The organism is Bifidobacterium sp. UMB1197, from assembly GCF_030217745.1.
Lineage (GTDB): Bacteria > Actinomycetota > Actinomycetes > Actinomycetales > Bifidobacteriaceae > Bifidobacterium > Bifidobacterium vaginale_B.
In genome coordinates, this window is the sequence record NZ_JASOOL010000001.1 from 185,521 (window position 1) to 207,993 (window position 22,473).

General features: G+C 42.3%; 16 protein-coding genes and 2 tRNA genes. 11 read left to right on the forward strand and 7 right to left on the reverse strand.

Annotated elements, in window-relative coordinates; genetic code table 11:
- Positions 1–89 precede the first annotated feature (89 nt).
- The 3 genes from QP420_RS00805 to ftsY form a co-directional block, all read right to left on the reverse strand.
- Positions 90–1,445, reverse strand: a complete 1,356-nt coding sequence (locus QP420_RS00805) for an MATE family efflux transporter (protein ID WP_415695440.1) — start codon at positions 1,443–1,445, stop codon at positions 90–92.
- A gap of 323 nt (positions 1,446–1,768) precedes the next feature.
- Positions 1,769–3,508: an ammonium transporter gene (locus tag QP420_RS00810; RefSeq protein ID WP_481616306.1), complete on the reverse strand. Its 1,740-nt coding sequence runs from the start codon at positions 3,506–3,508 to the stop codon at positions 1,769–1,771.
- A 176-nt stretch (positions 3,509–3,684) separates the two neighbouring features.
- Positions 3,685–4,824 (reverse strand): signal recognition particle-docking protein FtsY, encoded by a 1,140-nt coding sequence (gene ftsY, locus QP420_RS00815; RefSeq protein WP_415695438.1) that lies wholly within the window; start codon positions 4,822–4,824, stop codon positions 3,685–3,687.
- 194 nt (positions 4,825–5,018) lie between these two features.
- Between ftsY and QP420_RS00820 the strand changes: the two genes are divergently transcribed.
- Positions 5,019–5,282, forward strand: coding sequence for a mycoredoxin (locus QP420_RS00820; protein WP_060787025.1), 264 nt, complete (start codon positions 5,019–5,021; stop codon positions 5,280–5,282).
- 59 nt (positions 5,283–5,341) lie between these two features.
- A tRNA-Lys gene (locus QP420_RS00825) sits at positions 5,342–5,414 on the forward strand.
- A 165-nt stretch (positions 5,415–5,579) separates the two neighbouring features.
- Here the strand turns inward: QP420_RS00825 and QP420_RS00830 are convergent.
- The 3 genes from QP420_RS00830 to QP420_RS00840 form a co-directional block, all read right to left on the reverse strand.
- Positions 5,580–6,026 carry an RbsD/FucU family protein gene (locus QP420_RS00830; RefSeq protein ID WP_004131125.1) on the reverse strand — a complete coding sequence of 149 codons (447 nt, stop codon included), beginning with the start codon at positions 6,024–6,026 and terminating at the stop codon, positions 5,580–5,582.
- A 189-nt stretch (positions 6,027–6,215) separates the two neighbouring features.
- The gene (locus tag QP420_RS00835) at positions 6,216–7,637 is read right to left on the reverse strand and encodes a DUF4032 domain-containing protein (RefSeq protein ID WP_481616307.1); all 1,422 of its coding nucleotides are present in this window, start codon (positions 7,635–7,637) and stop codon (positions 6,216–6,218) included.
- Between the two features lie 180 nt (positions 7,638–7,817).
- Complete coding sequence (locus QP420_RS00840; RefSeq protein ID WP_004131128.1) at positions 7,818–8,945, reverse strand: ABC transporter ATP-binding protein; 1,128 nt, start codon at positions 8,943–8,945, stop codon at positions 7,818–7,820.
- A gap of 347 nt (positions 8,946–9,292) precedes the next feature.
- On the opposite strand from QP420_RS00840, the gene QP420_RS00845 reads away from it, so the two are divergent.
- The 6 genes from QP420_RS00845 (at position 9,293) to QP420_RS00870 (ending at position 15,843) form a co-directional block, all read left to right on the forward strand.
- Positions 9,293–10,990 (forward strand): serine/threonine-protein kinase, encoded by a 1,698-nt coding sequence (locus tag QP420_RS00845; protein ID WP_481616308.1) that lies wholly within the window; start codon positions 9,293–9,295, stop codon positions 10,988–10,990.
- Positions 10,991–11,072: 82 nt separating this feature from the next.
- Positions 11,073–12,011 carry a DsbA family protein gene (locus QP420_RS00850; RefSeq protein WP_415688813.1) on the forward strand — a complete coding sequence of 313 codons (939 nt, stop codon included), beginning with the start codon at positions 11,073–11,075 and terminating at the stop codon, positions 12,009–12,011.
- Positions 12,012–12,168: 157 nt separating this feature from the next.
- A tRNA-Thr gene (locus QP420_RS00855) sits at positions 12,169–12,245 on the forward strand.
- A gap of 463 nt (positions 12,246–12,708) precedes the next feature.
- Positions 12,709–14,211 (forward strand): aggregation-promoting factor C-terminal-like domain-containing protein, encoded by a 1,503-nt coding sequence (locus QP420_RS00860; RefSeq protein ID WP_481616309.1) that lies wholly within the window; start codon positions 12,709–12,711, stop codon positions 14,209–14,211.
- Between the two features lie 3 nt (positions 14,212–14,214).
- The gene (rsmA, locus tag QP420_RS00865) at positions 14,215–15,105 is read left to right on the forward strand and encodes a 16S rRNA (adenine(1518)-N(6)/adenine(1519)-N(6))-dimethyltransferase RsmA (RefSeq protein ID WP_060787019.1); all 891 of its coding nucleotides are present in this window, start codon (positions 14,215–14,217) and stop codon (positions 15,103–15,105) included.
- A 114-nt stretch (positions 15,106–15,219) separates the two neighbouring features.
- Positions 15,220–15,843, forward strand: a complete 624-nt coding sequence (locus QP420_RS00870) for a LytR C-terminal domain-containing protein (protein ID WP_464405849.1) — start codon at positions 15,220–15,222, stop codon at positions 15,841–15,843.
- Between the two features lie 11 nt (positions 15,844–15,854).
- On the opposite strand, the gene QP420_RS00875 is transcribed toward QP420_RS00870, so the two are convergent.
- Positions 15,855–17,324: a CCA tRNA nucleotidyltransferase gene (locus QP420_RS00875; protein WP_464405847.1), complete on the reverse strand. Its 1,470-nt coding sequence runs from the start codon at positions 17,322–17,324 to the stop codon at positions 15,855–15,857.
- Positions 17,325–17,366: 42 nt separating this feature from the next.
- Between QP420_RS00875 and QP420_RS00880 the strand changes: the two genes are divergently transcribed.
- Genes QP420_RS00880 through murJ form a run of 3 tightly spaced genes read left to right on the forward strand, consistent with a single transcriptional unit; the run spans position 17,367 to position 22,301 of the window.
- A complete protein-coding gene (locus QP420_RS00880) occupies positions 17,367–18,131 on the forward strand; it encodes an NUDIX hydrolase (RefSeq protein ID WP_060787016.1) in 765 nt (254 codons plus the stop codon).
- Entirely contained in the window at positions 18,094–20,526 is a 2,433-nt protein-coding gene (locus QP420_RS00885) for a DUF6049 family protein (RefSeq protein ID WP_481616310.1), read from the forward strand. Before QP420_RS00880 ends, QP420_RS00885 begins: the two co-directional genes overlap by 38 nt.
- Complete coding sequence (gene murJ, locus QP420_RS00890; protein WP_464405845.1) at positions 20,523–22,301, forward strand: murein biosynthesis integral membrane protein MurJ; 1,779 nt, start codon at positions 20,523–20,525, stop codon at positions 22,299–22,301. Before QP420_RS00885 ends, murJ begins: the two co-directional genes overlap by 4 nt.
- Positions 22,302–22,473: the final 172 nt, after the last annotated feature.

Sequence of the window (22,473 nt, forward strand, 5' to 3'; positions counted from 1 at the left end):
AACGCCTGCACGGAGCATGCCAACACAAGTTGATATTAGACAACATAAGTCAACACAAGCCGCAATGCACAAACTGTAGTTTACGCAAATCACAAGGTTGCGCACTTCATCCAATCGTCCGTTTTAACTCTAAGCGAATTTCCAAGAGCTCGCCCGCCAATATAAACAACATTAAGAGAAGCCCAAAGCGATATTGTTTTAGTAACATCTCCCGCAAAAAGCGCCACATTTACCACACAAACCGCGCTAATTACAAGAAGATACACAACCGCCGTAATAGAGCACGATTTAGCCAAATATTTGTGATCTCCAGCTCCGATTAACACTCCGTCTAGCGCCCACATAAACCCAGATAGCGGCAAGAAAATTCCAAGAATCGTCATTCCTATTGAAACCAAAAGCTGAACTTCGGCATTTGGGCTAAACAGCGGCGAACATAACCAACCTGCAAGTATCATTAGAATTCCAACAATTACGCTACTTAACGCACCTACCTGCGCACAAATTTTTGTTATTACATTAGCGCGTTTTACTAATCCAGCTCCAAGCGCAGAGGCGACTATTGTTTGAGCCGCAATCCCTATAGCGTCTAATATATTCATAACAAAATTCCAGCAAGAATTTGCAACCTGATATGCAGCTAGCGTGTTTGTTCCAAGACGTGCAGCCGCCGCAACGGTTGCCACCATGCACGCACGCAACGCCAGTGTGCGTATAAACAGCGGAATTCCACTTCCAGCGCTTTTAAGTATGCTACGCGCACGCGGGCTAAGCCGCGCTTTTTCTCGAGCCGCCCAAAAAATCGCTGGCACCGTTAAAACAACACCCATATACCACTGTGCTAGCATTGTGGCAATTCCCGACCCAGCAATGCCAAGGTTCATTCCAAACACAAATAGAATATCTAAAATCGTATTTACTACAGCCCCACTCACTGCTGCAAAAAGTGTGATTCTTACTTTGCTAAGACCTCTAAAAATGCCATTTGCCGCGTAAATTAGCAGCATTGCAGGCAAGCCTGGCATAACAGTTTGAGTGTAGATTACAGCATTTCTAAGCGTTTCCCCGCTTGCACCAAAGCTTTGGCAAAGTGGGCGCGCAAACACCATTAATGCAAGCGTTAAAACAATACCCAGCCCAAGTGCCAGCCACAATCCATCCATTCCAACGCTTAAACCTTGGCGATTTTTGCCAGCTCCCAAAAGCCTTGCCACTTGGCTTGTTGTGTTGTACGCCAAAAACAGGCATAATCCCGTTGTTGTTAAAAGCACGGTTGAACCTATTGAAAGTCCCGCAAGCTGCGTTTTACCTAAATGCCCAACTATTGCCGTGTCTATTAAAACAAACGCTGGCTCTGCAATCAGCTGACCGAATGTTGGAATTGCTAGCGAAAATATATGTTTTAGTAGGTCTTTTTTATCAACATCTTCGCTCTGATTGCTCATATTAGTAACCCGTTCTGCTCCATCTTGGATTATTCAAATCTTCTTATGCTGATTGCTTATAATCTGCTATCATAAATTTTTTTGAATTGCAAACTAGATTTGATTTCAAAAAAGTTATCCGCAGGATATCCACAAAGTTATCCCCCATTTGTGTATAACTTTTATAGATATACACAGCAACACGCCTAAAATGTGGATAACTAAAAGTTTTATCCACATTGCGCAATCCGTGTGTGTCATATCTTCGTCAATTTACGCAAATAAAAGCATAATTTTTATACTAATTGTGCATAACTTTCAAAGAATATTCTGTTTTGACTCTTTCAGTTAGATTTTTTGGATTCATCTTTAGGTTTATCGCTAGAATCATCGCTAGAATCATCGCTAGAATCATCAGACTCGCCAGTATCTTCTTTAGACTCGTCTTTAACATTCAAATCAGATTCTTCTTGAGCATTAATGGCCTCTTGAACAGCTTCGATTTGCTCTTCGCTTAATTCAACATTAGAATCCGCCGCCTCAGCAGCCTCAGCCGCTTCAGCCGCTTCCACAGCCTCCACAGCTTCCGCAACAGACCCAGCTCTAGCCTGAGCAATGCTAGAAAAGTCATACGCACGTTCACCTTGATCTGCTAAATCAACGCCCTTACGCTCTTTAGCTTCCGATATTCTCCACCCAAAAAGCTTCTCTAAACCAAACGCCAGCAACGCGCTAACAGCTCCCGCGTAAAGAATGGTGATTGCAAGAAGGCAGATTTGCGCAATAAGCTGATGCCAATCGCCAGTAGAAAGCAATCCACTTGCATCCGCAAATAATCCAACTGCTAAAATTCCAATAAACGCAGCAATGCCATTTACGCTCACAACATGGAGAGCGCCATCGTAGCGAGAAAAAGTCTCAGAATGTGTAGCAAGGCATGTAGCAACACCAACAATCACACCCAGTATAACCGCCCACAAAGGCGCGATGACGTCTGCAGCGGCCGCGCTAGCTGCCAAACCAGCCATGATTCCACTAGCCGCACCAACAGCGCTAAAGCACCCCGAGCGCAGGCGTTCGGTAACGCCCCAAGCAAGCATAGATGCCGATGCTGTAATAGTTGAGCTAACCCACGCATAGCCAGCAACTCCTGGAAGACCTGCAGAAGAGCCAATCATTAATCCAAGCCAGCCAAACCAGATGATGAAAATTCCAAGAACAACAAATGGAACGTTGTGCGGGGCGCGCGAAGAAGCTGCTGGCAAATGGCCACTAACCGCCGATTCTCCAGCATTGCTTAAAGAAGAATCGCCCTTAGTTTTAAAGTCTGCGCTAGAATCTGCCGCATTATTGGTCTTATTAGACTTTGCAACTTCCGACCAAAGCGCGCGAACCAAATTGCCCTTATGCTCAATATTGCCAACGCCCAAAGCTGTTAAAGATTTAGTGCTTAAAACGAACTTTTTTAGCGGAAAATGTGCGTGACCGCCAATAATAAGCACAATCGACAACGCCGAAACAGCCGCGGCTACATGCAGCAAAGATCCGCCTGCAAAATCGTGAACTTGAATTCCAAGAGCCTGAGATATAGCGCCATTTGGCGAAAGCAATCCGCCTCCGCAAACCATATGAGCAAGAGGTGCAAACACAAGAGTTACCCAAACGGCTACAAAGATTAGCCAAATCGCGTAGCGCACACGGCCAGCAAGAGCGCCAGTTATAAGAGCCACAGCAACAACCGCGCACGCAAGTCTAAACGCCGCTGGAATGCCACCAGCAAGGCCCGTGTTTGCATCCATTGAGGTAAAAATGCCGTGATCGGCAACCATTGAATCGCGCAACAGTAAACCACTTACTGGGTCGCCAACAACTCCGCCAATCATGTCTTTGCCAGCAAAGGCCATTGACCAGCCCCAAAGCGTCCAAACTATAGTTGTTACCGCAATTGCGCCAGCGGAAAGCATCATCATATTAACCATTGATGTTGCGCGCTCGCGGCCGCCGTAAAACAGCGCGATTCCTGGCGTAATTATAAACACTAAGGCAGCAGCCAGTAATGCCCATTGCGGATCCATTGCGGTCATGTTTCACCTCACAATACGCAGCCATCGGTGGTTGCGAACTAACATATGCAAACCAATGCAAACTAATTCTGCAGACTAAAATCTGCGAACTAATAAACTAATATCTGTTTATATTCTAATAGACTCAAGCTAAAATCGACCAAAACCGACTAAAATCGGCCAAAACCAAAATCAACTCAAGCCAAAATGCCGTCTACAAAGCTTTCTGGATCAAACGGCGCAAGATCGTCTGGGCCTTCTCCTAAACCAACAAGCTTTACTGGAACTCCAAGCTCGCGCTGAACAGAAATCACGATTCCGCCCTTTGCAGAGCCGTCTAGCTTTGTTAACACTACGCCAGTAATTCCAATTGCCTGAGCAAAAACTTTTGCCTGCACCATGCCATTTTGCCCAGTTGTAGCATCAAGAACTAAAAGAACTTCGTCTACTGGAACGGTTTTTTCAATCACACGGCGAATTTTGCCAAGCTCATCCATAAGATTTGCCTTATTTTGCAACCTTCCAGCCGTGTCTACAATCAAAACATCTGCATTTGCTTCTTTGGCAGCTGTAGCCCCGTCAAAAGCTACAGACGCTGGGTCTGCACCGTCTTTTTGGCTGCGAACAATTTTAACGCCTGCGGCATTTGCCCAAGTTTCAAGCTGATCGGCAGCAGCCGCGCGGAAAGTATCTGCAGCAGCAAGAATTACCGAACGTTTTTTAGCAACCATTAGTCGCGCAAGCTTGCCAGCAGTAGTGGTTTTTCCAGTGCCATTTACACCAACCATCATTATTACGCTTGGCTTATTTGCATCTTGCAAATCTGCTTTTAGGCTTCTATCGGTTTTGCTGCCAACAATATCCAACAGTTTTGTGCGAAGCGTTTCACGAACTTCTTGAGCGTCTGCAGCCGCAGAAATCTTAGCGTCTTTTTTAAGTGCATTAACAAGTTCTTCGCTTGCCTGAGTGCCAACATCTGCCATTAAAAGCGTGTCTTCTACATCTTGCCAATCATCTTCACTAAGATTATCTTTGCTTAAAATGTTGAATAGAGCACGACCAAAAGGATTTTGACTATTGGCAAGCTTGCCCCTAAGCCTAGCCATTCTAGATGTTGCGTTTTCTGGCAATTGCACACTAGAGTTAACATTGTTTTCGGCGCTACTATTATTTTCGGCGCTACTAGTTAATGGGTCTTCTTTGCTAGTAGGTATTACAGGGCCTCGCGATTTGCTAACAATTCGCAAAACAACAGCTACAGCCACTAAAGCAACAGCTAAAACAACCGCGCCAATAGCAAACCACATAATCAAATTTAAGTCCATAACCATGTTCATATAAATAAGCCTATGAAATTAAAGGGACACATTAAAGGGAATTTTCTTAAATTATAGTCAAAATTGTTGATCACTTAGTAAAAATCACGCAAATATTGGTGTTCTAATACAATAATTTTACAAGCCGATATTTAGCGCTTTAAGTGTAGCTTTATAGGCCACTTTAAAATCAAACTGAATTGGGGTGTTTATTTATGGAAAATCTGCCATTGGTCAATGTTTACGGAGCCGATTGGTGTGGCGACTGCATTCGCGCAAAAGCTGCACTAAACCAGTTTAATGTTGCTTTTACTTGGCACAATATTGAATCCGAAGACGGAGCTGCTCAAAAGGCTGTTGAAATTAGCGGCCAAAAGCATATTCCAGTTGTAACTTTTAGCGACGGCAGCTTTATGGTTGAGCCATCCGCAAGTCAAATCAAAAATAAGCTTATTCAATTAGGCCAACTTGCAGATTAACACGCCAATATTCAACGTGTTGGATTAGTCTCCAAAATGTAGTACACTAGGCATTTGTTGCCCCTTTAGCTCAATTGGCAGAGCAGAGTCCTTTTAAGTCTTGGGTTGTGGGTTCGAGTCCCACAGGGGGCACAAAATAAGCACTGCACGTAGCAGATGGTTCTTAAATTCCAAATCATCTTGTTGCATGCAGTGCTTTTATGCTATAACACTTAAATTTTTTATATCTCTACAAACAGATAACAAATAAATAACAGATAAATAGCATATAAATATAAACTTATTTACCTATTTACGCTACTCTCCAGCAAACACCACGCCCTTACGCAGCATAATGTTAGCGTATTGAGCACGCTCGCCCGTGGCAACAACACAATATGCCTTCTTTGCCTCATCGTAGAACGCAAATCTTTCAAGAGTGCCTAAAGTGCTGGCTCCACGCTTATCGTATTTAGCAATAATATCTTCATATTCTTTCCAGATTGGAGTTTCGCAAGGGTCTCCTGGAACAACTTCCATAAGTGTAGCTGGCTTATCGGTGTATTGATCAAGTGGCATCAACTTTAAGATTGCAGTTAGCAATTCCGAAGTTCCATGACCATCGCAGCGTACAACTATAGCGTCTTTTCCTACAGATTCAGTTGGAAAATTTCCATCGGCCAATACTAAAACATCTCCATGGCCCATTTCGCAAAGAACCTTCAGCAATGCTGGAGGAATTATAGAATCTACACCTTTTAACATAATAATCTCCCTTGATTAATTGATAAATAACTATGATTAGTTGGCAATCGTTGACAACTAACAAGAAAATTCTATCACCATTCACAAAAGAAATTAACAAAATTCCTAAAATAAATACGAATTATTCCACATTTCAAAGAGAATAATTCCACACTTCACTAAACAAAAGTAAAGCAGATGCAAAAATACTCAGCTTGCCCAAACGCTTGCGTCTTGATCGTACTCGTCATCGTCACTTGCGGCAGCAGCAGGCGCAGGAGTGGAATACGTGTATTCGTCGTCTACAACGCCAGAATCCGCATCCGCATTAATCGCAGCCAAAACGCGCTTATCCATCTTGTATTGCGGCAAAACGTTCTTAATGTAGCTTGTTACTGCATCTTGCATAGAAACATCATGGCCAACGCGCTCTGCCATAAACCAACGGTGATCCAAAACTTCGTGGAAGAACTGCGCTGGCTGAATCTGCGACCTAAACTCAGGTGGAATCATGCGAACAGTAGGTTCAAATACTTCTCGCATCCAGTCTGTAGCAACAATCTCCAGCTCTTCGCCTTGGCGCCATGTAGACGTACGATAAGCGTCTAAATCATTAAGCAACCTACGAGCCTGATTTTCTTGCACATCTAAACCAGTTAGTCGAAGAAGCTTGCGCGAAGCATATCCAGCATCCACCACTCGTGGACGAACCAAAACTCTTCGACCATCTTCGGAAGTCTTCATCTCAAGCTCGTCTACATCAAAGCCAAGCTCGTTAAGGCGATTCACGCGGCGCTCAATACGCCACATTTCGTCTGGGCTAAACTTATCTACGTCTGTAAGCGTGCTCCAAAGCGAATGGTATCGGTCTACAAGCCTGTTTCCAATGCTAATTTCGTCAACTTCTCCAGGCAAAAGCTGACCAGAACTTAAGTCCATTAGCTCGCCGATTATATTTGTGCGCGCTAAATCAATATCGTATTCGCGCTGGCCTTCGGTAAGGCTTCCGTGCAAATCACCAGTTTCCGCATCTACCAAAAATGCTGTAAACGCATCTGCATCTCGCAAAAACAGAACGTTAGAAAGCGAAACATCTCCCCAATAGAATCCCGAAAGATGCAAGCGAACCATAAGAACAGCAAGAGCATCAATCAAGCGTTCCGCTGTGTCTGGACGCAGAGTTCTAGCAAATAGCGCACGGTACGGCAGTGAGAATTTAAGATGGCGAGTAACAAGCATTGCTTCAAGCGGCTCACCATTTTTATCTTTTCTACCAGCCACAACCGCTATAGGCTTAACTGTTGGAAGTTCCAACTTGCGCAAACGCCTTAAAAGCTCATATTCGCGCTCTGCTACTTGACGAGTGATTTCCTTCATTGCGTACACTTCGTCGCCTACGTGTACAAATCGCACAACGTGCCTAGATATGCCTCGTGGAAGATTAACAAAAAGATTTGTAGGCCATTGAGAAAGTGGCAGCTCCCAAGGAAGCATAAACATTTGAGGATTAGAGCTTGCAGCAGTAATCTTCAACGCTTGCGGCTCTGCAGAAGATATGGTCTCGTCTTGTGCAGATACCGATGTTGCTTTTACAGCACGTGGATCCATTGAAGGAGTATCATTCCATTCCATAAAATCTAGTCTACCCGTAAAGCTGAACGCAAATAATCAAATATAAATATAAATTAAATATAAATATAAATTAAAAACGACTAAATCATGCAAAAACGGGGCTCGCCTAGCGAACCCCGCCATACCCTTATACAGAAATCTTGAGCGCTTAAGCAAGAAGCAAGCGCTCAAGAAAACGCATTAGTTCAAACGCAACTCCGTAGAAGGTGCAAACAGGTGCATCTTGGATGGATCAATCTTAATCTTTACAACGTCACCAACCTTTGGAAGCGCACGAGGATTCACGCGAATCGTTGTGAGCTTGTTCTGGTCGCTCATCATTGTAGATGCCTCTTCTGGAGAGCCATCGGTGATGATGTTTCCGTAGATGTAACCGTCGGAGCCAAGATCTTCCACATTTACAACCTTTAAGGAGAAGGCGTTTGGATCGTCGGAAGTTGCCAAGCTTGCATCTTCTGGACGGAAGCCAACAATAATCTGACCCTTATCTTCCTCGGTAAGCTTATCAACAGCTTCTGCTGGAAGAGTAATAGAATCTTCGCCAATCTGAGCCTTGCCGTCAACCACTGGATGCTGGTTAATGTTCATAGATGGGGAGCCAATAAAGCCTGCCACGAACACGTTTGCTGGGCGGTCATAAAGCTCGGTTGGAGCACCAACCTGCTGCAAAATACCAAGCTTAATAACAGCAATGCGGTCACCCATGGTCAAAGCTTCGGTCTGATCGTGTGTAACGTACAGGGTAGTAACACCAAGCTGACGCTGCAATGCTGCAATCTGCGTACGAGTCTGTACGCGGAGCTTTGCGTCGAGGTTGGAAAGAGGCTCATCCATAAGGAAGACCTTTGGTTCACGAACAATTGCGCGACCCATTGCAACACGCTGACGCTGACCACCAGACAAAGCCTTTGGCTTACGATCCAAGTACTCGGTCAAATCCAAAACCTCAGCAGCTTTTTCAACGCGCTTGCGGATTTCTTCCTTGTTTACGCCTGCAATCTTAAGAGCAAAGCCCATGTTGTCTGCAACAGTCATATGTGGATACAGTGCGTAGTTCTGGAACACCATTGCAATATCGCGATCTTTTGGCTGCATTGTAGTAACATCTTGACCACCAATAAGAATGCGACCTTTGTTAACCTCTTCCAAACCAGCCAACATTCGTAGAGTTGTGGACTTACCGCAACCAGATGGACCAACGAGTACAAGGAACTCGCCATCCTTAATAGTCATGTTCAAATCATCAACCGATGGCTTATCGTTGCCTGGGTAGATTCGAGTAACATGATCAAATACAACTTCTGCCATGATATTTTCCTTTCATCGGCAGGTACGTGCCGAACGATCCGTTGTGAAGGGTGTGCACTCAAGACCCCAAGTCCTACATCGGCGGCGTCAATCGTCCACATTTACTTACATGGTTCATTGAAGGTTCTCTTCGTTGAGCCATGATTCAATATATCATGTTTATCCTGTAAAAACAGCAAAATCACAGTATTTTCTAACATCTCGGCGTGTCGGGTATAAAAATCGCGCATAAACAAAGGTCAATAAATGCGATTGATTTAATCCAAATATCTAAACATTTGTTTATAAAATCGCGTGTTTACTGTCAAAAGATAAATTGGCATAGCCGCCCACTAACATAATGCATTATGGAAGATGTGAGCATGTTTGACTTGCGCTCTGGCCAAAACATTGGCGGATACACGCTAATAGAACGATTAGGCGGCGGCGCTATGGGCTCAGTTTGGCGCGTTCGCGACGACGGAGGCCATTTTTATGCAATGAAGATTTTGCGCGCATCGATGCTAGAAAACGAAGACAATAATTTAGATTCCACACAAATTAGCAATCCGCAAGAACAGGCAAGACTTAGGCTTAAGCGAGAAGCGCTGGCTTTAAAAAAGATTCACCACGAAGGCGTGTGCTCGATAGTAGACATGGAGCTTGATGCTTCAATCGCATTTATAGTTACCGAACTTATTGATGGGCACAATCTTAAAGAAGATGTTGAGCTTAACGGCCCATACGTTGCAGGCGATTTAGAGCGACTTGCACACAAGCTAATCGACGCCGTTAAGGCAGTTCATAACGCAGGCATAATTCATCGAGATATTAAGCCAACAAATATTATGGTTTCCACTACTGGCCCCGTTTTGGTTGATTTTGGAATATCTATGGGCCAGGGGGAGTCGCATGTTACGCGAACTGGCCTTGTAATGGGAACTCCTGGTTTTATTGCTCCAGAAATTATTGAAGGCGGCGAGTCTAGTGAAGCTACTGATTGGTGGAGCGTTGCAGCCGTTCTTGCTTTTGCAGCCACAGGAAAGCCCGTTTTTGGAACTAAACCAATAATGGCAGTTCTAGAAAGAGCCGCTTCGGGAAACGCAAATCTTAATGGACTTCCTATAAAAACAATGCAAGCGTTTAAATCCGCGTTAAATCCTAAAAAAAGCGAGCGCTGCACTCCAGAACAACTAGAGCAAGCTATTTACCAAGATGCTTTGAATCCTCTGGCTTTACAGGAATCTGACTACCCTTTTGATTATAAAGACGATGGCACAACTGTACCCAATCAGCTTTTACGCACTAGGATTATGCCAGAAAATCCTAGAAAAATGTGGCTTCCTAGCGATTCTAGTATTAACACAACTCAGTTTGAACCAGATTCTGTTAGCTCAACAAAGGTTATTAATCAACTTAATCAGCAAGATGTAGATTTGCAGAATCAAGATGATTTACAGAATCAAAATGATTTGCAAAATCAGGATTACCAAGAAGAATCAGTCCAAGAGAATAATCCGCATCAAACAACAAGAAAATATCTGTTCCGCGGAACAATCGCATTTGTAATATTTGCAGTGCTTTCTTCTTTAGTTGCAGCACTCTCCGTTGTAGACGCAATTGCTATAAACCTTGTTTTTATGCTTTTAACTGCAACGATTGGGTATAACGTTTGCGCAAATCTGCGGCGAAAATCCGCAAACGATTCAATCGGCGGAAAAGACTTGTTAATAAGAATCGCAAGCATTCCATGGCATTTTATACGCGCAATTTTATACTCAATACCAAGATTGCTTACAATTTTAATAACAGGCGTTATTGGCGCATACGTATATCCAATTTTGATTAACGCTTCAAACCAATTAATTGCATTTAAAATATTAAACTTTAAACTATTTTTGCCAACTTATGCTCCAGACGTTTGTTCTCCAACTTCGATTGGATACATTATTGGAATTATTCTTGGGTGGATTATTTCTTTTGCATTAGGACGAACGAAAATTTTTAGAGTAGGTTTAGGGGCCATTTGCGGCGCGGGAAAATCGCAAGTTTCTAGCATCGATTAATCCCGTTGATACCGTAAACTAGACTATTCTTTTAGAAATTTACTTATAACTGTTATTTATAAAAGCAGGGGAAAGGATTAGCATGCCTAACACCAGCGCAAGCGGGCAAAATCAACAAAATCAGGAGCTGCGCGCAAGCAAAGCCAAAGAGCTAAGGCAGCAGGCCATTGTTGGAATAGTTGTTGTTGCTATTTTGATTGGCATGATTGCAGCAATCGGAATTACAGCCCTTAACGCCACTAATGCGGAAAATCAAAAGAAGGCCGAACAAGCTCAGCAGTCAAGAAGAGCCGTTCAAAGGCTCACGGCTAATCAAAAACCTAAGTACGCAAACGAGATGGGCGGAATTTTAATCAGCAAAAATGGCTACAACACAACGGCTCCAAATGCCCCAACAATAGCTGTTTATGCGGATCCACTGTGCCCTGGTTGTGGCAATTTTAATCGCGACGCCGATCAAATGCTTATTGCAATGATGAAGGCAGGTCAGATTAACCTTGAGCTTCACCCAATGTCGTTCTTGGATGAGGTTTCTAGCGACCACTACTCAACTCGCGTAACTGGCGCAATCGCGTATATTTCGTCTAACGACGACAATCCTTTGCACTTGCTTCAGTTTATTAACAACATTTTTGCCGAAACCTTCCAGCCAGAAGAAGGCCAGGATTACAAGCCAGTTAGTAACGAAAAGCTTATTGAGCAAGCTGTAAACGCTGGTGTAAGCACGGAAGTGGCAAGCAAGGCGTTCGATAGGAATTATCTTGCTTGGCAAAAGGCAATTAACGCCGATACTCCAAATCGCGAAGCTTTGTGGAATGTTAGCGGCAAAAACAAGGGCGCTATGACAACTCCTACAACAACGATTAATGGCAAGTTGCTAGACATGAACGCTGTAAGCGATAGGAATCTTAGCACTCCAGACGCAATTCTTAAATCTATTGGATTAGACAAATCTAAGGTTGGCGTTGAAGGTGTTATGCCAAAGGTAACCGATAAAGATCAGCCAAATCCTATTAACTAGGTATTTTGACTAGAAATTTTGACTAGAAATTTTATTGGTTGAACATCAATTAAAACTATGATTAGTGTGTTGGCGCCGAAAAGTTGCACTTGGCAGCGGGTGCTGATACACTAATCAATGTTTTGCGCGCAAGTTATTTAATTACGCACAAGAACTCGCCTCCTTAGCTCAGATGGCCAGAGCGGCCGCCTTGTAAGCGGCAGGTCGCCGGTTCGATCCCGGCAGGAGGCTCCATTTATGTTTATGGCCTAGAAACAGTCTGAATTATAAAAATCCACTTGTATGAATATTATGAGTTATAGGCATGTAAAGAAGTTTTTAGTAAATTTACAATAACAACAATAAGATAGTAGGTTATAAGTAGGTTTATTGTATGATGAACCGTAAAGCTTACAAAAACACTTTATGCTGATTACTTTGCTTGAGTAAGTTCTCGGGAGCCTTCCCCCAACTCAGGGTTCCCGAGTGAGAGGATGGAGCGTCCCCCAACCAGCTCCTCCTCAATGGGGGCAGGAAAAATCCCCTTCTTCCCTGCCCCCACTTTTTAACTTATATTTTGACTTATCGCTTAGAGTTGCTGTAAAACTTGCACAAGTTTTAACTTAATTAGCAAAATTTGGCAAAATACAGTCTTCTTTTGGCTAATTACAATCATTGCTATAATTAAAACTTGGTTTTGCATTGAAAGTGAGGGTGAATGACTCGCAGATGGACGCCTCAGCGGTTTGTAGTAATGAGACGAATACGTATCTTTATATGCGTTTTAGCTCTTGTTATTTCTAGCGTTGGGATTTTTGCATTTTCTGCGCGAAAATCTGTAGCCCTAATTGTAAATGGTAAAACAAGAATTGTTACAACTTATGCATCTACCACCCAAAAACTTCTACAAGAGCAAAAAATACCAGTTAAAACTCACGACCAAGTAATTAGTACTTCTGGTGAAATTCTTGCAAATCACTCAACAATTACAGTTAGAAGCGCATATCAAACTTCTATTACAGTAGACGGTGTAACAATACCATTTTGGACTGTTGCAACAAGCGTTGATCAATTAATTGGATTCTTCCAAGCAAATGCAGATCACGCTGCAAAAATCACCGTTAATCTGCAAAACATTTACAACAAGCTTACAGGCGGATTGTCTATAAACAAAAAAGGGCCAGTCACCGTTATTTGCGATAACAAATCTAGAGTAGTTCCAGACGGAACTCTGCCAGCAAGCTCTATTCTTGATTCTCTAGGAATAGTTTTAGGCAAAGAAGACAAGGTTACTGTTAGCGAAGAAGATGGAAAAACATTGCTTCGCATTCTTAGAGTAACTCACGGAAAAGAATCTAGAAACGTTGTTATTCCATTTAGTACTAGAACTGTAAACGACCCAAATCTTGCAGCGGGAGCAAGTGCCATTAGGCAAGAGGGCGTAAATGGCGAGCGCGTAGATTTATATAACGTAACTTATGTAGATGGCAAAGCTACAAGCGCAACGCTAATAAAACAGTCAATTATTAAGCCGTCGATTGATAAAATTGTTGCAATTGGGGCAAAATCTGCACCTAAAACGCAAAATGCGCCTAAAGCAAACAAGAGCATAAAAAAGGCAGAAGAAAACAAAAAACCAAATAATCAAAATCAATCGCAGAAAAACAATCCTCAACAAAATGGCTCAAATCAGCCAAGCCAGCAGCCAAACGCGCAAAATAAAAACGCACAACAAGATAAAAACGCTAATCAGCAAAATTCTTCGAAAGATGCAAAACCTGCGCAAGGTGCAGATAAAGCACAAGCTCCAGCACCTGCTCCTGCTCCAGCACCTGCACAAGAACCTGCTGCAAACCAAGCTCCAGCCCCTCCAGCCCCAGCTCCAGCCGATAACGCAAACAGCATGGTTCACGCAACTCCAGAACAAGCAAAACTCTATGCTCAAGCAGCATGCGCTCAACTTAAATGGACAGGTGAAATGTGGGAAGATCTTGTTAAATTGTGGAACAGAGAATCGAATTGGCGTTGGAATGCGGAAAATAAAAGCTCTGGCGCATACGGAATACCACAATCACTTCCAGCAAATAAAATGGCAAGCGCAGGAGCAAATTGGCACGAAGACGCATCAATACAAATAACTTGGGGTCTTAGTTACATTAAAAGCAAATACGGTAACCCTAGCGAAGCTTGGAAGCATTCAGAAAAGTTTAGATGGTATTAGAGTTTGGATGGTATTAAATTGACTAAAGAAAATATTGCCAATCAAGAAGGATGCCTTCTTGGAGCGGCCGATATTCGCGCGATTGCAGCACAAGAGGGGATTAAGCCTACAAAAAAGTTTGGTCAAAATTTTGTTATTGACCCAGGAACAGTTAAAAAAATAGTTGCTGCATCAAAGATTAATTCAGGCGATTTTGTTATGGAAGTAGGCCCTGGCCTTGGCTCGCTTACACTTGCGATTTTGCAAACTGGCGCAAATCTTACATCTGTAGAAATAGATCCTCCGCTTGCTAAGCGTTTACCAATTACCATTAAAGAATTTATGCCTAATGCCTTAGAGCGCTTTAATGTGATTCTTAAAGACGCACTAGAAGTAAACGCTCAAGACGTCCCAGATTTAGCAAAAGCTCCACATTTTACTCTTGTTGCAAATCTTCCATACAATGTTGCAACTCCGATTATTCTTACTCTTTTAGAAAAATTCAGCAACCTTACAAGTTTTCTTGTAATGGTTCAAAAAGAGGTGGCCGATCGCCTATGCGCACAGCCTGGCAGTAAAACATACGGCACTCCAAGCGTAAAGTTGGCTTGGTACGGTACTGCTCAAAAAGCTGGATTGATTGGCAGGAACGTATTTTGGCCTGCTCCAAACGTTGATTCTGCACTCGTGTATTTTAAAAGAAACGATAATCCAAAAGGCAGCGAGCAAGAAAAAGAAAAAGTGTTTAAGATTATTGACGCAGCATTTCAGCAGCGAAGAAAAACTCTAAACGCAGCACTAAAGGGCATTGTTCCTAAAGAAGCTTACGAACTTTCTAAGATTGATTCAACTAGACGAGGCGAAACTTTAACTTGCAACGAGTTTTTAGCTCTTTCTAAAGCTTTTGAAGATTAAAGCGCACTGCTGCAAACCGTCATGCATAGTAAGTAAAATAGCTAACACTTATGCATACGCATATATGCACACAAGGCGCACAATACAAGCACACAGAACAGATCGGAAGTTAGCATGACGCAGTTTTACGACGAGCGACTAGCTCGAAGAGAGTTCATGTATCAAAGAAAACGATTTGTACTTTCGTCTGTTGCTATAGGCGTTGGAATCGCATTTGTTCTTGCTCTTATTGTGCAATGTCATCTTTTTGGTATTGCTGCCCCAAAAACTCCAGAGGTAGATCCAAATTACGGCATACAAGCACCGTGCCCTGTAAAAAATAAAGATGAAAATAAGGCGCCATATATAGACAATCGCGCTGTTTCAATACGCGTTCTAAACGGAACAAAATTCCGTGGATTTGCGCGCGCTGTTGGAGAAGGCCTTAGAAATCGCGGTTTTAACTTAATCGAAGTTGGAAACAGCGAAACAAGCGTTAAAAGAACAACAATCTATTTTGGCAAAAAGTCAATTAATGAAGCCTATACGCTAGTAACCAATTTTAAAGACGCTATTTTGCGAATGGATGATCGTCAAGACAAGCTTATTGACGTTGTTTTAGGAGCCACATTTAGCAATCTTCGCCCTAAAACCGATGTTCCAGCCGCAGGCGCTGCAATTACGGAAATAAACGGCTGCCTAGCTAGTAAAGATATGAAAGATCTTCCAAAAGCTGCAAATCACAAGCCTATTAATTAAAATTTTAGCTTTTAGCTAAGTTGATTAGCGTACCAGTTTTTAAGCTCTTCAACAGCAACACTGTGCTCTACAGGGCCATTATCCAAGCGGTATTCCAGCATATGCTTATACGCTTTACCAACAATAGGACCAGGCTCTAATCCAAGCAATTGCATGATTTCATTGCCATCCAAGTCTGGGCGAATTGCGTTAAAATCTTCCTGCTTTTTTAATTCGCGTACGCGATCTTCCATCTCGTCCATAGCGTGCTCAAACATAAGCGACTTGCGTTTGTTTTGAGTAGTGGCATCTGCGCGAGTAAGGCGATTTAGCCGCTCGTATAAATGGCCAGAATCCTTAACGTATCTTCTAACTGCAGAATCCGTCCAAGGCTCGTCAACGTAACCGTGGAATCGCAAATGCAAATTCACAAGCTCGCTAACATCATCAATAATGTGATGATCAAAATGCAAAGCCTTCATGCGTTTGCGAGTCATCTTAGCTCCAACAACATCGTGATGGTGGAAGCTAACTTTTCCGCCTTCTTCAAACTTTCTAGTACGCGGCTTGCCAATATCGTGCAAAAGAGCTGCAAGTCGCAAAGTTAGATCAGGCCCAGGAACCGCTCCAAGCTCGTCCGTCTCCAAGGCAATAGCTCGCTCAAGAACCATCATTGTATGTTCAAAAACGTCCTTATGCCTGTGATGCTCGTCAATCTCTAAGCGCAAAGCGGGGATTTCTGGCAAAACCCTATCCGCAATACCAGACTCAACCATAGCCTCAATTCCAGCACGCGGATTCGCCGAAAGAAGCATCTTTGTTATTTCGTCTCGAACGCGCTCCGCAGAAACAATATCTAGCCTAGAAACCATGTTCAAAATAGCCTCGGCCGTGTTTGCTTCAATGCTAAATCCAAGTTGAGCTACAAAGCGAACAGCACGCATCATTCTTAAAGGATCGTCGTCAAAAGATTGACGTGGATCTACTGGAGTTCGCAAAATACCTTTAGATAAGTCGCCTGCGCCGCCAAAAGGATCCACAAATTCTAGACTTGGCACGCGCAAAGCCATTGCATTTACAGTAAAATCGCGCCTAGATAAGTCACCTTCCAAAGTATCGCCATATTTTACTTCTGGCTTTCTAGAATCTGGATTGTAAGCATCGCACCTGTATGTTGTTATTTCAACTTTTACTTCGGTTCCGTCTTTTCTGCGCTTCAACGCGCCAAGAGTGCCAAATTTTCGGCCCATATCCCAAAATCCGTCATGACTCCAAGATCTAAGAATTGGCTCAAACTCTTCTGGCTTAGCAGATGTGCAAAAGTCAAGATCGTGCGAAACTCTATGCAAAAGCATGTCTCGCACAGGCCCGCCAACAAGAGCCAGCTCGTAATTGTGTTCAGCAAATAATTTACCCAGCTCTATGGCTTCTGGCCAAACTTCAAAATTCACAGACACGCTTAGAAACACCCTTTCAGCAAAAATCAAACTATATTCCAGCATACCGTTACCCCAATGCACAGCGGATTGAGTAAGGTGGAGTGTATGGTTACTCCAGAAGACTTAAGACGCATGCTCGCCAGAGCCTCGGATAGCCATACCCAAAACGCTCCAAGCATTCAAGTTACTCCACTTGATGTTGCTAGAATGAAAAGCAAAATACAGCCTCAACAAACTGAAGAAGACGAGTCTATTTTTGTTGATATTTCGGGGTTTTCTGGCGACTACACTGTTGAAAATATTCATGTTGACATAACTGAATCCAGGCAGCAAATATCTTCAATCGACACCCCATCTCCAGCCTTAATGCCTCAGCGAAGAGCTAACGATGGACCTAAAACTTTTGCTTCTTTAGACGCTCAGGATTTGCCTATTGTTCGAGAATATTCTGCTGGCGGATTAGTTTTTGACTCCCTTGGGCGTGTCGCGGTTATAGCTCGACATTCACGAAGTGGCCACATGGAATGGTGCTTGCCTAAAGGCCATATTGAAAAAGGCGAAACTCCGCAGCAAACAGCCGTTAGGGAAATTCACGAAGAAACGGGCATTCTTGGCGAAGTTGTTGACTCAATTGCAACCATCGACTACTGGTTTACTGGAACAAGCCAGCGAGTTCATAAACTTGTTCACCATTTTGCACTTAGATATGTTAGCGGCGAATTGTCTGTTCTTGGAGACCCAGACCACGAGGCAGAAGACGCAATTTGGGTTGATTTTAAAGAACTTAACGACATTTTGAGTTACCCAAACGAGCGAAAAATAGCATGGATGTATGCTAAAAAGGCGAATAGGCGGCAAAACCGTGAATAATGTGATTAATGTGATTGATTTTTCAAAAAACCAGTTGCGTAAGTCGCAAAAAAATGCTTGTTTTAGGCTCTGCGTAACAATCGTTTTAATGTCACTTTTACTTGCGACTTTTCCGTTTTTATTTGCCCCAAAAATGGCGGCCGCTAACCAAAGCGATTCAAATACGCTCAACAATCCTATTGAGGCTAAATATTCATTTAACACATACAATTCTTATAATTCAAAATCCAAAGGAATTTCGCTAAAAATCGTAAAGTCAACTTCGATTCTTACCGATAAAAGCGGATACCACATTAGTCTTCTGCTTAAAAACAGCGGTTCTAAAGATTTTCCCGAAGGCAAAATTCAGGTTACTTTTAACCCTTGGTACACCTTTATGTCTAGAACCGACCTGCAAAAATGGAGCCAAGCTGAATCTAGAATTCCAACCCCTCAACTAATCGGCGAAGTTAGCGTTCCAGCTCTTGCACGCGGCAAATCTTATAACGCACAAATCGATGTTGATGCAAATAATCCAAATCTTTCCAACATTCTTTATTGGGGCCCAAAGCCCGTTTCAATAACGTATTCTTCTTTAGATTTTAAACACTATTATTCTGTTAAATCGTTTGTAACTAGAGCCAATATTGGCGTTAAAAACGTTCAAACTCCGCCAATTAATGTGACTTTGCTAATGCCAATAATCGCTAAATCTTCCGATTGGCGTTACACAATTAACAAGCAGAATATTTCGCCTTCTGTTAACGCCATTAATGCCCCTTTGGAAGATTTATACAATACTGCAACAAACGCTGCAAGCGGCACATCAAACTTAGCAAACAGCACATCAAATAAAAAAATTAGACTTAGCAAAGATAGCATAAAGCGCTTTAATGCTTTAACAAGTCTTGTTCAAAAACATCCAAGTTTGCAAACAATAGCAGACTCAAACACTCTTAAGTTTGCTAATCCAACTTTTACACCTTCTGTTTTTATGCAGAATAATGGTTTTGACATAAGTCATTATGCAGAATCCAATAATCATGTTTACTACAAATTGGCTGGAATTGGCTTGGATTCTTGGAGTAAAAAATCGTCTATATTAGAAAATTCCACAACCAAACCGCTAAATCTAGATACCTATGCCCTACAAACGGGCGGAAAATGGACTCTACGCGCCCTAGAACAGGCTGCGGCAAATGGATACAAAACAGTAGTGGCCACTAGCGGATTTGACGCTCTAGCCAACCGTTTTGCAATAAAAAACGGCGTTTACGAAGTTCAAACGTCTTTGGGAAGCGTAAAAGTTCTTTCTTGCCAAGAAATACTTAGCGATTTGGCAAATGGACGTTCTACAAGCAGTCAATCTGTTGCAGAGTACACAAGTGCAGGTCTTCTTAACAGACTTGCAGCTCAAAGCGCTTTCTATCAAATGGAGCAACCGTACACTCCAAGGCATTTGCTAATAATGTTTAACCAAGATTCTCCAATTTCATTAATTGAATCCGTTGTAAGCATGCTAGAAAAATCGCCTTGGATTTCTCTTTTAGACTTAAAGTCTTTAACGCAATCAAAGCCAATTTCTAAGGAATACCTTGGGTACAATCCTGTTCCTAAAGAAAGTGGAATCGAAGGAAAAGCCACAATCGCCAGCAAAGAAAAGATTGGCAAACTTGTGGCCGATAGAATGCTTGTAAATCAATTTATAAATAGCATTCTTGATCAAAATGAACTTAATAACCATAAAACTAACGAATCAGACGCTCAATCTCTTGCTAAGCAAAATGCAAAATTAAAGATTAATCAAAATAGCAAAATTTGGAGCGAAAATCTTCTTAAGCTCTTTGATGCTATGGCTCAAAGAGAGCTAAACAATGCTACAAGCGCTGCAAACACAACAAACACTACAAGCGCCACAAACACAAGCACTTTGCGTGAATCGAGCAGCGAAGTTAAAGATCAGTCGCAATATAAAGACGGCACTCACGTTTTGGCTAAAATGCTTATTTCTGGAATCCACATTATTCCTCCAAAAGACGTTACTCTTGTAAGCGAAACGGCAACCATGCCTATTACAATTAGCAACACTAACCCATACCCAGTGAGTGTATATTTAACCGCATATACCAACTCAATGGAAATAGTAGCTCGCAGAAAAACACCTGTTAAAATCGCAGCAAATAGCGAATCTCAGGTGATTTTACCGCTTAGATCTACAACATCTAGCAAAGTTAAAGCTACCTTTGCTTTAGAAGATAGAAACCGTAATGTTTTTGGCAGCACTAAAGAAACAACAATTACAAGCACACTGCAAATCAGCGATAAAAGCGGTACGATTATTATAATATTTGCTTTTGCACTTGGAGCCTTGGGGCTTTTTAGGCAGTTTAATCGTAAAAAGGATCCAGACGAATGAATTCAGTAGGCCGCAACTCAATCATAATGGCAAGCGGCACGGCTGCTTCTAGAATAACTGGCCAAATTAGAACCATTCTGCTAGCCGCAGCCCTTGGTACAACTGGCCTGGCAGCAAATGCCTACCAGGCTGGATCCATGATTCCACAGCTTATTTACACTCTTGTTTCTGGCGGCATTTTTAACGCTGTTCTGGTTCCACAAATTGTTAAAACATTAGAAAAACAAGATGCAAAAAATAGACTAAATAAGCTAATAACATTTGCCATTATTCTGCTTTTAGGCGTAACTGTTTTAATGGCAATTGCCACACCTGTTTTAACATGGCTCTATGTTGGAACAAATCCAGCCATGATTGCCCTTACAAACGCTTTTACGCTGTGGTGTATGCCTCAAATATTCTTCTATGGACTTTATACAGTACTTGGGCAGGTTCTAGCCGCTAAAGGCAAATTTGCAATGTATGCTTGGAGCTCTGTTGCTGCAAACATTGTTAGCTGCACTGGATTTGGCGTTTTTATTGCGATTTTTGGAAGAGCAAGCAGGCAGCCAGCACATTTTTGGAACAACACTACAATGCTTCTAACTGCAGGCTTTTGGACTTTAGGCGTTGCAGCTCAAGCGCTTGTTTTGTTTATTCCTCTTAAAAAAATCGGATTAAAATACAGGCCAAGCTTTGGCATTAGCGGTATTGGCCTGCGCTCAATGGGGCCTGTTGCGGGCTGGAGTTTTGCAATAGTGGCTGTTAGTCAGCTTTCTACAATGGCAACCACTCACATAACTACAAGCGCACCTTCTATAGCCGAAGAAACATTGGGATTAAGCCAATTTGATGTTGCTGGAAACGCCACTTTTCAAAACGCGTACACAATGTTTATTCTTCCCTACTCGCTTATAGCTGTATCGGTTGCAACCGCCGTTTTCCCTAAGATTTCTAGAGCCATAACAAATCACGATTTAGCAACAGTGCGTGCCGACCTAAGCTCTTGTCTTAGAAGCGTTAGCATTTTAATGTGCTTTTTTAGCGTTGCTTTTATTGTTATTCCAATGCCTATCTCTTTGGCTCTGCTGCCTTCAATCAGCATAAAAGAGGCATATCTTATGGCAGATCCACTTATGATGCTTTCGCTTGGACTGCCATTATCTAGCGCATACTTGATTATTCAACGCACTTTCTACGCTTTTGAAGACGGAAAGCATCCGTTTATGTTTTGTGCAGCGCAACTACTTGTGGAACTTTTTATTGTATTCTCTTGCATACAGTTCCTCCCTGCAAATTATTGGGTTGGCGCTCTTGCTGCAGCTGCGTCGGTTAGCTATATTCTTACCTTCCCTGCACTTGTTAAAATGATTCGATCTCGATTTAACAACAATTTAGACGATAAGCAACTTGTTGTTACACACTTAAAAGTGCTTGTAGCTTCCGTTGTTTCGATTGTTGTTGGAATTTTGGCTAGAGAATTTATTTACAAATGGATTTCTTTAGATTCACCAAGCCTTCGTGGTGTTAACAGATGGCTGCTTGCGATTTTTGTCTGCGCAGTTATAACCATTGTTTTGGCGGTTGTTTACATATCTACTTTGTTGCTTTTAAAAACAGGCGAATTGGCAAGCATTATTAATCCAGTTCTTAAAAAAATCGGTATAAAATGGCCATTTTTGCTAAATATTGAACGCGCGAATAGTGCCAACAACAGCAGCAATATCGGCAGCAACAATAGCAGCAGCAAAACTGCCAACAAAAACAAATCATCTCGAATTGTTCGCTCAAAATAATTTTAAAACGATTTTAAATAAGCAAAATACGTACCAAAATTAAATCAAAATAAATCAATACAGTGAGTGATAATTAAATCGAAACAACTAAACAACAACTAAATAACAATAAATGCAAAATGCAGAGCGTTTACTAAATTCTGCGATTACAATAATTGGTGGAATTTATTAT